The 14,005-nt window shown below is 68.9% G+C and carries 12 protein-coding genes and 1 riboswitch; of the genes, 4 read left to right on the top strand and 8 right to left on the bottom strand.

Going from position 1 to position 14,005, the window contains the following annotated elements; genetic code table 11:
- Positions 1-2: 2 nt before the first annotated feature.
- The 6 genes from LZC94_12790 to LZC94_12765 are packed head-to-tail and all read right to left on the bottom strand — an operon-like array spanning position 3 to position 6,769.
- Positions 3-668, bottom strand: coding sequence for a hypothetical protein (locus tag LZC94_12790; protein WXB18124.1), 666 nt, complete (start codon positions 666-668; stop codon positions 3-5).
- On the bottom strand, positions 665-1,711 hold the full coding sequence (locus LZC94_12785; GenBank protein WXB18123.1) for an ABC transporter substrate-binding protein: 1,047 nt from the start codon (positions 1,709-1,711) through the stop codon (positions 665-667). The genes LZC94_12790 and LZC94_12785 overlap by 4 nt, the downstream gene beginning before the upstream one ends.
- A gap of 5 nt (positions 1,712-1,716) precedes the next feature.
- Positions 1,717-2,577, bottom strand: coding sequence for an ABC transporter ATP-binding protein (locus LZC94_12780; GenBank protein ID WXB18122.1), 861 nt, complete (start codon positions 2,575-2,577; stop codon positions 1,717-1,719).
- Positions 2,570-3,637 carry an iron ABC transporter permease gene (locus LZC94_12775; protein ID WXB18121.1) on the bottom strand — a complete coding sequence of 356 codons (1,068 nt, stop codon included), beginning with the start codon at positions 3,635-3,637 and terminating at the stop codon, positions 2,570-2,572. The genes LZC94_12780 and LZC94_12775 overlap by 8 nt, the downstream gene beginning before the upstream one ends.
- A 1-nt stretch (position 3,638) precedes the next feature.
- Positions 3,639-4,880, bottom strand: a complete 1,242-nt coding sequence (locus tag LZC94_12770; GenBank protein WXB18120.1) for a hypothetical protein — start codon at positions 4,878-4,880, stop codon at positions 3,639-3,641.
- Entirely contained in the window at positions 4,874-6,769 is a 1,896-nt protein-coding gene (locus LZC94_12765; protein ID WXB18119.1) for a TonB-dependent receptor, read from the bottom strand. Before LZC94_12765 ends, LZC94_12770 begins: the two co-directional genes overlap by 7 nt.
- 277 nt (positions 6,770-7,046) lie before the next feature.
- A riboswitch (cobalamin riboswitch) is annotated at positions 7,047-7,275 on the bottom strand.
- A gap of 212 nt (positions 7,276-7,487) precedes the next feature.
- On the opposite strand from LZC94_12765, the gene LZC94_12760 reads away from it, so the two are divergent.
- On the top strand, positions 7,488-8,060 hold the full coding sequence (locus LZC94_12760; GenBank protein WXB18118.1) for an acyl-CoA thioesterase: 573 nt from the start codon (positions 7,488-7,490) through the stop codon (positions 8,058-8,060).
- A 185-nt stretch (positions 8,061-8,245) separates the two neighbouring features.
- Here LZC94_12760 and LZC94_12755 read toward each other — a convergent pair whose 3' ends face one another.
- The gene (locus LZC94_12755; protein WXB18117.1) at positions 8,246-9,760 is read right to left on the bottom strand and encodes a PLP-dependent aminotransferase family protein; all 1,515 of its coding nucleotides are present in this window, start codon (positions 9,758-9,760) and stop codon (positions 8,246-8,248) included.
- Positions 9,761-9,894: 134 nt separating this feature from the next.
- On the opposite strand from LZC94_12755, the gene LZC94_12750 reads away from it, so the two are divergent.
- Positions 9,895-10,971: a Xaa-Pro aminopeptidase gene (locus LZC94_12750; protein ID WXB18116.1), complete on the top strand. Its 1,077-nt coding sequence runs from the start codon at positions 9,895-9,897 to the stop codon at positions 10,969-10,971.
- 311 nt (positions 10,972-11,282) lie between these two features.
- On the top strand, positions 11,283-12,392 hold the full coding sequence (locus tag LZC94_12745) for a branched-chain amino acid aminotransferase (protein WXB18115.1): 1,110 nt from the start codon (positions 11,283-11,285) through the stop codon (positions 12,390-12,392).
- A 491-nt stretch (positions 12,393-12,883) separates the two neighbouring features.
- Here the strand turns inward: LZC94_12745 and LZC94_12740 are convergent, their stop codons facing one another.
- A complete protein-coding gene (locus LZC94_12740; protein ID WXB18114.1) occupies positions 12,884-13,258 on the bottom strand; it encodes a tautomerase family protein in 375 nt (124 codons plus the stop codon).
- Between the two features lie 96 nt (positions 13,259-13,354).
- Between LZC94_12740 and LZC94_12735 the strand changes: the two genes are divergently transcribed.
- Positions 13,355-13,999, top strand: a complete 645-nt coding sequence (locus tag LZC94_12735) for a histidine phosphatase family protein (protein ID WXB18113.1) — start codon at positions 13,355-13,357, stop codon at positions 13,997-13,999.
- Positions 14,000-14,005 lie beyond the last annotated feature (6 nt).

Genomic DNA, 14,005 nt, shown 5'->3' with positions numbered 1-14,005 from the left:
CCTCAGTGAATGACCGGGCGCATCGCCTCGGGGTCCGGACGTTCATCCGCCGGGACCCCGGCGAAGCGCTCGCGCAAGGTCATCCACAATTCCAACTTGGACCAATCGGGGGTTTTGACGAATTTGGTGCGTCGTTCGTTGAGCCAGGGATTGGGGAAGAAGACGGTCATCATCTGTTCGCCGCGGCCGTTCCAGAAACGCAGCCCCCAGCTCGAGGGGCGGCCGCTCGGGTCGGTGTCGCGGTAGAAGGCGGCGCGGGAGCAGCGCCGCCAGGCCGCGAGCTCGGGGGGCGTGGGGCGATTTTTCGTGCCTCGGTGGGGGCCGACGCAGAGGTGGAAGTGCCAGCGGCTCTGTCCGGGATCGGGCTCTTCGCCGATGGTGAGGTAGCCGTCGAGGTAGCTGATACGCGGCTTGGTCGCGAAGCGCAGCTCGAAGACGGCGCCTTGCATGCAAGGGCCGAAGTCGATGCGGTCCCAGTGCTCGTCGAAGAGCGTCCGCAGCAAGGCGCTCAGCGCCTCCTCGGTCGCCTCGAGGTCGAAGTACTCGGTCGTGGTCCCGTCGAGGTTCTTCTCGAGGGCGCGTTCGCCGGGCGCGCCGGGCGCGCCGCGCACGCTTCGAGCGCTCCCGGGCTCGCCCGGATTTTCGTTGTCGTCGCCGATGGTGCTCATCGCCCCTGCCCTTTCGCCGTGGTCGTCGTCTCGGAGTCGCGCGCGCCGAGCGCGTCATAGGGTGCGCCGTATACGGAGCGGCGTACGGCGAGCGCGGCGTCGAGCATGCCCGAGCCGGGATCGCCCATGAGCGCGGCCGGGAGCTCGACGATGGAAGACGGCGATGCGCACGCCCGAAGGCCGCCGAGGCCCGCGTGCTCGCAGATGCGCGTGCGCATCGCGTCGTTGGTGACTACGATCTCCGGATCCATCGTGAGGAGCTGCTCGCTGGTGTACTCGGGCCAATCGCGGTAGCCGGCGACGGCGGCGGCGTCCACCAGGCCCGCGGCGCTCAAGACGTCGTGGTAGCTGGTCCCGGCGCCGCCGCCGTACAGTCTTCCGGCGTAGGTGGTGATGTAGAGTCCGCGCTTGCGCATGGCCGCGGGGATGTCGGCGGCGACCGTGTTCATCTGGGCCACGAACGACTCGGCGTAGCGTCGGCCGCGCTCGGGGTGGCCGAGGATCGCCGCCACCTCGTGGATGTTTTGTACGAATGTCGCGAGCCCGCGCATCTCGCCCAGCTCGTAGACCGGGAGGCCCGCCTCGCTGAGGCGCGCCACGGGGCGTCGATCGCCTACGGTGTTGATGAGCACCAGATCCGGGTGCAGCTGCAGGATCGCCTCGACGTCCTTGATCCCTTCGAAGAGGGGCTTGCCCTGAAAGTGGTGCGCCTTCGACTCCGGGCCGCCGCGGGCGCTGTAACCCGTGAAGGAGGCGATGCGATCGGGCTCGCACAGCTCCAGGAGCAACGCGTCGGAGACGGTGCTCAACGAGACGATGCGCGCGTAATGGGCGCGCGGGATCGTCACGCCGGCGTGGTCGGTGAAGCCGGCCGATGGCGTGGTGGCCGGCGCGGGGCTCGCCGAGGTCGCGGTGGCCGGCGCGGGGCTCGCCGAGGCCAGCGCGTCGGTGTCCGCGCGGACCGCGCGCGCGTGCGGTATCCACGCGACGGCCGTCGAGAGCAGCAGCGCCGCGGCGAGCGCGCCACCGTTCCACAAGGTCACGAGCCTCACGATCCGCCCCCGCCCGGAGCCGCGCCGCCCGTGGGCGGAATCGAGCCCGAATCCGCCAGGCGAAAGCCCAGCGCGCCCTCGGGAACGAGCCGCACACCGTACACGTGCTCCAGCGAGCCTTCGCGAAACACATCGCGGGTGGTGCCGGACAACACCAGACGCCCGCGCTCGAGCAGAATGGCGTCGTCGGTCCAGTCGAGCGCCTCTTCGAGCGGATGAAGCACCGCCAGGATGCAGTAACCCTCGCGCGCCAGATCGCGCAGCAGACGATAGAGCCGCAAGGCGTGGCCGACGTCGAGCGCCGCCGTGGGCTCGTCGAGGAGCAGCACGCGCGCCTCGGTGGCTAGCGCGCGCGCCAGGAGCACACGCTGCCGTTCGCCCTGCGAGAGCGCCGTGAATACGCGCCCTGCGAGGTTGTCCGCCTCGGCCAGCTCCATGGCGCGCGCGAGCACGGCGCGATCCGAGTCGGGCGGGCGGATGCGGCCGACGTGGTGCGCGTAGCGACCTTGCGCGACGACGCTCTCGACGGTGAGCGGCGAGCGAAGCTCCGTTTGCTGCGGTACGTACGCGATGCGCCGCGCCCGATCCGCGCGCTCCAAGGCGCGTACCGGGAGGCCGTCGACCGAGATGCCGCCCTCATACGGCAGGATGCTCGCGATGGCCTTGACGAGCGACGACTTGCCCGCCCCATTGGGCCCGAGCACGCCGAGGATGCTCCCCTTGCGCGCCACGAAGCCCACGTCCTCGACGACCGTGCGCCCGCCGCGCGCCACCCGCAACCCCGAGACCTCCAGCGCCGGCGCGCCGACGGCGTCGCCCGCGCCGCCCGCACCTCGAACGTCACCCATGTCACCCATTCGTCCCCTCCTTCTGCATCCGCACGAGGAGCGCAAAGAACGCAGGCGCCCCCAGCATCCCGGTGACCACCCCCAGCGGTATCTCGCTGCGCGACGGAATGGCGCGCACCAGCACGTCGCACGCGGCCACGAACACCGCCCCCGTCAGCGCCGCGACGGGGAGCAGCCGCCGGTGATCGACGCCCAGGATCGGGCGGAGCGCGTGCGGAACGAGGAGCCCCACGAACGCGAGGTTGCCGCCCAGCGACACGGCGCCCGCCGTGAGCACCGCGATCCAGAGCACGCAACAGCGGCGCACCTCGATCACGTTCACGCCGAGGGACGCGGCCTCTTCATCGCCGCAGAGGAGCAGATCGAGCGGCTTCGCCCAGAACCACGCGGCCCCCACGCCCACCACCACCAGCGGCGCCGCCAGCGCGATATGGCGCGGACCGGTGGCGTTCAGCCCTCCGAACGAGAAGGCGACCACCGCGCGGCCGAGCTCCCAGCGCTCCTGCGCGAGGCTGGTGACCAGGCTCCCCAGGCTGAGAAAGAGCGAGGACAAGAGAAAGCCCGTGAGGATGACCGACAGCACGTCGCCCGTGCGCCGGAGCAGCCCCAGGATGATCGACAGCGCCAGGAGCGCGCCGAGGAGGCACCCCATCGGCTGCACGACATCGGCCGGCACCCCGTAAAGGCCGCGCCCCGCCAGCCAGAGCTCGAACACCAGCACCGTGGTGTTGCCGCCGAGCAGCGCGCCCGCCGACGTCCCAATCACCGAGGCGTCGGCCAAGGGGTTGCGAAACAGGCCTTGAATCATGAGCCCGGAGACCGCCAGCGCCGAGCCCACGAGCAGCGCGCCCACCAGGCGCGAGGCGCGCAGCACCAGCAATGTCGAGCGCAGCCCCGCGTCGCTGAGGCGGCCCTCGCCAAGGAGCAGCGAGGCGAGCACCACCAAGGCGAGCACCACCACGAGCCCCGCGACGACGAGCGCGATGCGCCCGCGCCGATCCTCCGCCCTCGAGGCGGAGGGCGCGGCCGGTGCAGCCACCGACCCCAGCGAGCTGCCTTGCGCGATCATGTCAGAGCCCCCCGATGGAGCGCGGCGGAAGGCCGATGATGGTCTCGAGCACCGCGTCCTCGAGCGGCTCGAACCGGCCATCGGCGGCGACGTGCCAGCGGCGCAGCCGGTTGCGGTCGGCGTCGCCGAGGAGGCATACGTCGCCGCAGCCGGGGGAGCAGTGCATCCCGCCGAGCACGAAGGGCTTCGCGGATTCGACCAAGGTGGTGATGGCGCCGGTGGTCGCGCTCACGAGCATGGCGGTGTCGCCCGCGGTGCCGTTTCCGCCGTAGGTGAGCGCCAGGATCGCGTCGTCGGTGGCGAAGGTGAGGGAGGGCTGAAGCCCTGTGTCGAGCTTCTTTCCGAGGCCGAAGCGGCGCAGCTCCCGGGGCGGTGAAACCGTCGCGTCGTAGACGACGATGTCGCTCCCCTTGGGGTCGAATTTGTGGGTCGTAAAATCCATTTTGCTCGAGCAGGCGACCGCCGCGAGCTTGCCCGATGGCGCGACGGCCAGGCGCCCGCACGCCTGGAGGCCCGGGATGTCGAGCTGCCACGTCACGCGGTTGGTGATGGGGGAGACGCCCACGAAGCGGCCATCGCCCGCGCGCGAAAAGTTCGGCGACCAGCGGCCGAGGCTCACGACGATCTCCCCGCGAAGGCGGGTCATGAACTCCGGGCGTGGCTGAAGGCCGGCGTCTTCCTCGGGCATGGCGATGCGCCCCGCGATGGCGTGCTCCTCGGTGTCCACGATGAGGAGATCGCCGCCTTGATCGAAGGGCTGCACCCCGGGGGTGGGGTTGTTTTCGTAGCGCGTCACGAAGGCGCGCGTCGCGTCGACCTCCATGTAATCGTGCGGGTTGGATTGGAAGCCGGTGCTGATGGGCAGCTGCGCCAGCACCTTGGCGCTCGGGAGGTCCATCCACGTGAGGACGTTGGTCCCGTAGCGATCGATGATCACCAGGTTCTTGGACGCGGGCGCCGTGGTGGGCAAGGCGACGTCGCCCGACAAGGCGAGGGCCAACCCAGGCTTGGCGGCGCCGCTCGAGATGAACGACTCCGAGAGCGTGGTCCCGTCGGGCTTGGAGACGACGATGTTCGTCGATTGGTAGTCGCTCGCCACGATGGCCACGCCGCGCGCGCAGTTGGGTCCCACCTCGTCGAACCGAACGCCGCCCGTCGACGGCGGCGCGGACGAGACGTTGCACGCGGCGACAGCCAAAACCAGAGACCCCGACGCGAGCCGCCCGAAACCGCGCTTCACCATGTCGCCTCCAAACCGAAATAGACGCTCCGTCCAGGGAGCGGATAACCGATGATGTCCGTACGCCGCGCGTCTCCGAGATCGGCTACCCGGCCGCGCGCGGTGAGCAGCCCGTCGAACCACGACACGTAGCCCTCGAGATCGAAGCTGGTCTGCTCGTCGATCACGCCGAGCCCCGCGGGATCCGCGTAGCGGCTCGATTGATAGACCGCGCGCAGCTCGCCGCCCAGCGCGCTCACGCCGCTCCGCGATCCGCGCTTCCAGTCCGCCCGCAGGCGCGGCACGGCGATGAGGCGGGAGCGAAATGGCAGGACGTCGTTCACGGTGGTGCGCCCGTCGGTGGTGTCGCGCGGCTCGAGGAGTGTGGTCGCTACCTCGGCGCGTAGAATCTTTGTAAACGCGACGCCGCCGAGGAGCTCCGCCCCGGCCACCCGGGCCGAGCCGACGTTGTAGGGCACCACATAACCCTGCCCGGCGCGACGGTAGGCGATGAGGCCCGAGCTCCAATGCGCGAACACGAACGCGTCGAGGAACGCGCCCTCGAAGAACGCGCCGCGCTTGGTCTGAAGGCGGACGCCGGCATCGACGGTGTAGCCCGTCTCGGGCGACAAGTCCGGGTTGCCGTGGACCACGTTCGACACGCCGTAGACCTCGCCCAAGGTGGGGACCCGCGCGTAGCGCCCCACGTTGCCGAGCACCCGCACGCGGCCTTGGCCGAGCTGGAACCCGACACGCCCCGCGGGCTCGAGCACGTCGCAGGTGGTGCCTTCCTTGGCGCCGGTGCGGTGGCACTCGCCGCTGGCGAGCGCGCGAAGGGTGAGCCACGGCAAAAGGCGCTCCTCGGCCGAGACGGCGAGCCGGGCGTACTCGCGGTGCGCGCGGGCGACGGGGATGTCGTTCGGCTCGCGCCGGATGGCTTCGTGCGCCAGGTTCACCGTGGGGCGGAGGGTCAGACGGTCGCCGAGGTCGAGGGTCGCCCCCAGCGATTGCTCGATGCGCCGGCCGACGATGCTCAACTCGTTCCCGCCGAGCACGAGCTCCCCGCGCGGATCGTCGTACGAGGTGGCGCCGACGAGCACCGAGGTGCGCGCGTCGAGCACGTAGCGCTCGCCCGTGCCGATCGGAAGGCGGACGGCGATGGATCCCAGCGCCCGCTCCGAGCGCCCTCGGGCCTCCACGCTCTGCTGAACCCCCAGCTTCGGCACGCCCTGCTCGCGCGTGATGCCATTGGCGAGGATGTCGATGCTCGCCCCGCGCCCCAGATCGATGCGCGCGAGGCCCCAGCCTTCGTACGTGGTTTGATCGGCGTTCTGCCGGTGCTCCCACGTCGGCGGTCTCGGGGACGCGAGCAAGGTGCCGTGATCGTCGAGGAACGGGTAACGATTCGTCGCGTGATCGGCGCTCACCCCGACCAAGGCGCGCACCGCGCCCGCGCGAACGCCTTGGTATGCCCAGCCCTTGCTCGCGCCCCACGAGCCGCCGTAGTAGCCGGCGCCGCCCATGGTCTTGGACGGCCTTCGCGGCTCGAAAAAAATCGCGCCGCCCGGCGCCAGACGATCGGCCTCGATGGGCGCGTTGCCGCGGTAGATCTCCACCCGATCGATGAGCCAGAGCGGGACCATCGACAGGTCCGCTGTTCCGGCCACGTCGTCGTTCAAGCGAACGCCGCCCAGGTAAACCGGCGTCGCGGCCGCGGTCGCGCCTCGAATGGCGGCGGTGGCCGGGGCGCCATAGCCGCCCGACTCGATGACCGCCACCCCCGGCTGGGTACGCAAGACATCCTGCGCCTCGAGGCCAGGCCCCACGAGCCGCTCGCGTGGAATCACCGACCCCGCGACGCCGGGATCCTTGGGCGGCACAGGGGCGCGCACGGGATCACCGACCACGCGCACGTCCGTGCCCTCCTTCGCCGGCTCGGCTGCGCGCGCCTGTGATGTGATCGTTGCGATCGCAGTGATCCCAACGATCACGATCCAGCGCGCGCCGCGCCCCCGATGTCCGTTTTTTTCTGCCCGAAGCTCCATTCACGAAGGCCACCCCCCCGGGTTGAAGAAGCCGGACTTGGGGCGGGGCGTGCGTGCTTGCGGCACCGCGTTGGGGCGGTTGCCGAAACGTACCCGCCTTCCCCACGAAGGCTCAGGTCAGAACGCGTGCTTTGTTCGAAAAAACGGGGCGCGCGCTACCTTCGGCAGGTCTTCGGACTCATGGGCGTGGCGACCAAAAACAGCCAGGTCGGTTTCCTACTCACCGCCGCTTCCCGGGGCACGTTGGTGACCCAGTGCTCTGTGGCGATTTTCGTTCCCATTCACCGCTGCGGGGCAGTTCCGGATTCGAACCGGATTCCCTTTTGAGCCGGGCAGGCAACGGCCTGCCAAGCACCGAAAGCAGGGACGCCTACTACCTCCGAAGCGGTAGGGCGTCAAGGAGTACCCTGGTCGGGAGCCTCCTGGACCTGGACATCCAAAAGTCCAACCACATGTAACGTTTTGACATCCAAGCGGAATGCTCTAGCTGGCGAGATTCATGCATCGCGGAATCGCGAGACTTGTGGCGCGGCCCTCCCCGCAACGTCGGCGTCGTCGTTGGGACGCCGGTGGGGATGGCGAAGGGATGGAGGAGATTATGGCGAGAGAGAGCAGTAGCGAGAGCAACCTCGTTGTGGCGGCGCCGGCGGCGCGCCCCTCGATGATCCGGGAACTCGACCAGCGGGAGAAGGTCGGGGCCGGGCGGCTCACGGAAGTGCGGTTGATCGAGATGGTTTTTCCCGAGCATACGAACCACTACGGCACGCTGTTCGGCGGTCAGGCTCTAGCCTTGATGGATAAAGCCGCCTTCATCGTAGCCTCCCGCTACGTGCGCCGGGCCGTCGTCACGGCCAGCAGCGACAAGGTCGATTTCCACGTGCCCGTTCGGCAAGGGCAGCTCGTCGAGCTCATTGCCCGCATCGTTGCCACGGGAAAAACCTCCATCCAGGTGGAAGTCGAGCTCTGGGCCGAAGACCTCCTCACGGGCGATCGCCAGCTCGGTACGCGCGGGCGTTTCGTGCTCGTTGCCCTCGATGCGCACGGTCGCTCGACCATGGTGCCCGCGTTGCCCCAAGACGCATCATCGACCGCCGAGGTGTTGCCGTTCGCAACGAATCGAGAGCGTACCAGCGCACCGTACCTGTGTACCAATGAATGAGCCGCTCGCCGGTACAGGCGAGCGAGACGCGATTGCAAATGCATTGCAACTTTGGAAACGATCCTTGCGATATTGGAACAATGAACGCGTTTTCGTCCACTGCCCAATTCAGCCCTCGCTGGCGCGGTCGATGCGTGATTCACATCGAGTCCAGGCGAGTGCTTAGCGTCCCTTTGTCATCTTTGTCATCGATCGGTCACGAGCTCACTCAAGGTCCGGAGGGAGTCTCGCAAGACGTCGCCGTCGCAGACTCCAACGGAGATGCGCATCCAGCCGCCGCCCCGTTCGGGGTGGCTTCGCCGCGTGCGCGGGGGGGGAGCCACCCGCCCATCGGACTGGAAAAATTCACCGGGCGAGATCAGGATGCGTCGCGCTTTGGCGCTCTCGTAGAGGGCGAGCGCACGGAGCCCCGGGCGGAGCAGGAAACGAACGAACAACCCGCCCCGATAAGGCTCCAGCCGTCCGAGATCGGGAAAGCCTTTGGCCTGCGCGGCCGCGAGCTTGGCCCTGCGCGCGAGCTCCGCGCGCACCTGCTCGACGTGCCGCACGTACCCACGCTGCTCTAGAAAGTCCGCGAGGAGGCGCTGCGAGCGGACCTCCTCGCCCAGGTTCCATAGGAACTTGCGATTGCGCACGCCGCGCACGAGGCCGCGCGGCGCCACCAGGAACCCGATGCGGAACGAGGCGCCGAGGGTCTTCGAGAACGAGCTCACGTAGATCGTTCGCTCGGGCACCAAGGATCGCAAGGTGGCCGGCTCGTTTCGTTCGAGCGAGAGGCCGCGAAAGACGTCGTCCTCGACGAGGTACATGCCCTCCCGCTCCGCCAGCGATCCCAGGGCGAAGCGCTCTTGCAGGGTGAGGGTGGTGCCGAGCGGATTGTGGTGCGTGGGGTTGGTCACGAAGGCGGCGAGGCCTCCGCGGCGCCGCTCGCGAACGAGCGCATCGAGGTCGATGCCTTCGGGCCCGCGCGGAACGAACACAGGCTCGAGCGACAGATGACGGAGCATGGGCGCGAGCAGGAAGTAGCCCGGTGACTCGAGGGCGATGCGGCGGCACCCCGATGCGCCCGCGGCCTCCATGCACGCGAGGTTGAGGCCTTCGTTCGCGCCGTGGGTGATGATCACGTGCTCGGGATCGATCCGCGACTCGCCGAGCGCGCGCTTGGCGACGACGAGCTCGCGCAGCCGCGGATCGCCCTGCGGATCGACGAAGCCATATTCGACGGCGGGGCCGCGGGAGGGCGCGCGGAGGAGCTTCTTGAGCTCCTCGGTGGCGGCGACGCGAGCGGGCAGGCAGCCGCTCCCCAGGTTGACGAACGCCCCCGTGTCGGCCCCGAGCAGCGCCACGGCGAGGCCGTGCTCCAAGCGATCGGCCTCGAGGTCGCGCAGCTCGGCGCGCTTGGCGCGGGGCGCGCGCTTGCCTTCGCGCACGAAGAAGCCCGATCGCTCGCGGGGCTCGAGCACGCCCTCGCCGCATAGCTCGTCGAGCGCGGCGATGACCGTGTTCTTGGCCGCGGACACCGCGCCTGCGAGCTCGCGGATCGAGGGGACGCGATCCCCGCGCGCGAGGGCGCCGCTCTCGAGCAGCGCGAGCACGTGCCGTTTGACCTCTTCGCGCCGGGGCGGCCCGGCGGCCACCGACTTTACGGGCGCCATCGCCCCAACATCCGCCACCTCGGGCGCGCGGTCAACTGTACCCATCGCGGCGGCGCGCTGTACCCATGCCGAGGTGCGCGTCTGCTCCCTGCCCGCGCGCGCGGTACTTCCTAATCTGATTCGCAGCGACCGGGCGTCGATTCACGGCGCCGGGCGCGCTCGCACCAGGAGGACCGCACATGCATCGAATTGCGACTTTACTCATCGTAGGGACCGGCCTTTTTGCGGGGGCGTGCTCCGATTCGTCGGGTACCCGTGGGGCGGCGCGCGACCTCGAGCCTGCGCCGGGCGAGGCGGCGCGTCTCGAGGCTTCGGCCGACGCACAGAGCGCGGGCTCACCTGGCGCGCTATGCCCGACGTCCCCGAAGCGGGCGAAGGAGCCCGCGCTCTTCGGCGAGGGCGTCGTCTCCACCGCCGATTTCGACTCGCACCCCGCGCTGACGCCGGACCTATCGCGGCTCTATTTCCTTCGGAGCACCCCCAACTTCCGCTTTTGGACGATCCTCGTATCCGAGCGCCGCGGACGGCGTTGGGGCGCGCCCGAGGTGGCGCCCTTCTCCGGACAGTGGAGCGATGCGGATCCGTTCATTACGGAAGATGGTGGCAAGTTGTATTTCATTTCCAAACGGCCGGGCGGCCTCGATCCCGGTCCCCATCCCGAGACGAACGACATTTGGGTGATGGACCGCCGCGGCGATGGTTGGACGGCGCCGGTGAACGTGGGCGCAAAGGTGAACAGCACCGCGAGCGAGTGGTACCCCACGGTGGCGCGGAACGGCACGATCTACTTCGGCTCCGACCGCCCCGGAGGTCGCGGACGAACGGATCTCTACCGCGCGCGGTGGGAGAATGGTCACTACGGAGAGCCGGAGAACCTTGGCGACGCGGTCAACACGGCGTTCGACGAGTACGAGCCGTACATCGCCCCGGACGAGAGCTACCTCGTCTTCATGGCTGCGCGCGCCGATGGTGTCGGCGGCTACGATCTGTATCTCAGCCTCCAAGAAAATGGCCGTTTTACGCAGGCGAAGAACCTGGGTGCGCCCATCAACTCACCGGGCAACGAGCTCTCCCCGAAGCTCTCGCCCGACGGCAAGACCTTCTTCTGGACGAGCGCGCGCAGCTTCGTCGATGCACCGCTCGACAAGCCGATGAACTACCGCACCTTGAGCGAGCGGTTGCACGGGCCCGGCAACGGCCTGGGCGACATCTACTGCATCGACGCGTCGGTGCTCGGGCTGCCGCCGCACACGTGACGAGCGCCGCGCGGGACGAGCACCGCGCGCCCGACGAGCGCCGTGGGCGGCGAGCACCGCACAAGGTAACGAGCGCCGTGGGCGTGACGAACGCCATGGGTGACGAGCACCGCGCAAGGTAACGAGCGCCGCGCGCGGGACGAGCGCCTGGGCGACGAGCGCCGCGCAAGGTAAACGAGCGCCGGGCGCGGCGGCGCGGGCTACGCCCGAGGCCGCAACGATCGGACATGTCGAGCTTGTCCGCATCGAAATCGCACGAGCGTCCCTCACCGGCCCGTCCTTGGCGTCGATTTTCCGAGTAATGTGCAACTATGACGTCGAGCCTCTCGTTCTCCAAGATCCCCCACCCCCAACCGACGAGCGCGGAGCGCTTGGCGGAGATATTGGCGAAGCCGGGCTTCGGCCGTCACTTCACCGACCACATGGTGACGATCCGCTGGAACGAGAGCCAGGGCTGGCACGACGCCAAGGTGGAGGCGCACCGCCCGCTGGAGCTCTCCCCCTCGGCCAGTGTGCTCCACTACGGCCAGGCCATCTTCGAGGGCCTGAAGGCCTACCGCCAGCCCGACAAATCGATCGCCACATTCCGACCGCTGGCCAACGCCGAGCGCTTCCGAGCCTCGGCTCGAAGGATGGCGATGCCCGAGCTCCCGGATGATTTGTTCCTCGGCTCGCTGCGCGAGCTGGTCGCCATCGACACGCGCTGGGTCCCCGATGCGAACGAGGAGTCGCTCTACTTCCGCCCCTTCATGATCGCCACCGAGGCGAGCCTGGGGGTGCGGCCGTCGAAGGAGTACCTCTATGTGCTCATCGCTTCGCCGGCAGGCGCCTACTTCAGCGGCGGCCTCAAGCCGGTGAGCGTCTGGCTCTGCACCGAGTACGTGCGCGCCGCACCCGGCGGCACCGGCGCCGCCAAGTTCGCGGGCAACTATGCCGCATCGCTCCTCGCCCAGGCCCAAGCCGCCGAGCGCGGGTGCGACCAAGTGGTGTGGCTCGACGCCATCGAGCGCCGTTGGATCGAAGAGATGGGCGGCATGAACCTCTTCTTCGTCTTTGGCTCCGGCAAGAGCGCCAAGGTGGTCACCCCCGAGCTCACCGGCGCGCTCCTCCCGGGCGTCACCCGCAGCTCCATCCTCCGCCTCGCATCCGATCTCGGCTACGGCGCCGAAGAGCGCCGCATCTCCACCGACGAGTGGAAACAAAAGACCGCCAGCGGCGAGCTGACCGAAGTCTTCGCCTGCGGCACCGCCGCCGTCGTCACCCCCGTGGGCCGCGCCAAACACGCCGGCGGCGAGTTCACCATCGGCACCGGCGACACCGGCAAGGTCACCGCCCACATCCGCGAACGCCTCACCAGCATCCAACGCGGCACCTCCCCCGATCCGCACAACTGGATACACCAGCTCCTGCCGCCCCGCTGAGCGCCTCGCGAGCTCTCCGCGCGCCCGCAAGAGCGCGCCGGCCCGAGGGCACTCCGTCAGGAATCTCGGACATTTTCGCAGCTTCTACCGAGCCTACGCCGATCGGGCCCCCTCGGTTCGAGAGGCACGCACGAATTCGGCACGGGCCCCGTGCCGAATCTTGGCGTGCCCAGCATCGAGGAGCTCGAACGAAGAGGCCCCGGGGAGGTCGCCCTCCAATGGCGCGCGTCTTCACGGCGCTCGCGGCCCACAGCACGGCGGCTGCTCGTGACGGGTGCAGCTCGATGCGGCTGCTCGTGACGGGTGCAGCTCGATATGGAAGTGCCATGACGTTCGATGGACGTGAGCTTCAGCGCGAGCGACGCATCGCCGAGGCCATGATCGATCCGACGCGCGCAGCGAAGACGACCCGAGCGGGGTCCCGCACGAGGCGGCGCAACGCGTGACGACGGAAGCTAGGGCATCGAACCCCGGGGGTTCGACGGTTCGAGCTAGCTCGTTTGGAGCTCGTCGCCCAAAACACCGCGAATGGCCCAGTTGGCGCGCGGCGTTTCGAAGAGGGTGACCTCGAGGTCGTAGGGGCGGATGCCGACGTCGCGTTCGATGTTGGCGAGCAGTTGGCGAATGAAGGACTTTTTGGTCTCGACCGAGCGCCCCTCGAACATCGAGACCTCGATGATCGTGTACGAATCGCTGCGATCGGACGGGAACAGAAACTCGGACCGATCCATGGCAAAGAACCGCTGAAACTTTTTGTCGGGCTGCGCCTTCAACGCCGAGACCATCGCGGCATGAATGGCCTCCGATAGGGCCGCGGCGTTCTTGCCAATGGATTCTAGAAGCCCGTAAACCTTGACTTGCGGCATCCGTCTGTCCTTGCAGAAGCATCGCGCCCTGTCCACCGGTTCGTCGACGCGCAACGGACTTTGGACATGGCGCGCCGCGGATGACACCATGGCGATGTGCGACTCATTTTGCTGCGTCACGCGGAGAGCCTGGGCAATGTCGATGAACGCGCGTACTGCCGCATCCCGGATCATGCGCTGCCTCTGACCCCGCGCGGCGAAGAGCAGGCGCGGGCGGCCGGGACCGAGGTGCTCCGGCTGCTCGAGCCCGGCCCGGTCGCCGTGTACGTGAGCCCGTATTTGCGAACACGGCAGACCCTGCAGCGCATGGCGCTCGGCGACGTGGTGGAGCGCACCGTGCTGGAGCCCCGGCTCCGCGAGCAGGACTGGGGGAACTTGCAGGACGAAGGCGAGCAGCTCACCCTCAAACAACAGCGGCAAGCGTACGGCCACTTCTTCTTCCGCCTCCCCCTCGGCGAGTCGGGCGCCGATGTCGACGATCGGGTCGCCGCCTTTCTGAGCGAGCTATGGATCAGCGCCGCCGATCCAGCCCACCCCACGAACGTGTTGATCGTGTCGCACGGGCTGACCATCCGGCTCCTCTGCCGCCGGCTCTTCGGCTGGAGCATCGAGCTGTTCGAGTCGCTCTCCAACCTGGACACCTGCGAGCACCGCGTGCTCGATCGCCACGGCACCCGCTGGCAGCTCGACCGCCCCTTCCATCAGTGGCGCGACTCCCCCGACGATTCCGTGCAGCGCTGATTCCAC

The organism is Sorangiineae bacterium MSr11954 (genome assembly GCA_037157815.1).
Lineage (GTDB): Bacteria > Myxococcota_A > Polyangia > Polyangiales > Polyangiaceae > Pendulispora > Pendulispora albinea.
This window is presented reverse-complemented; position numbering and strand designations above follow the sequence as displayed.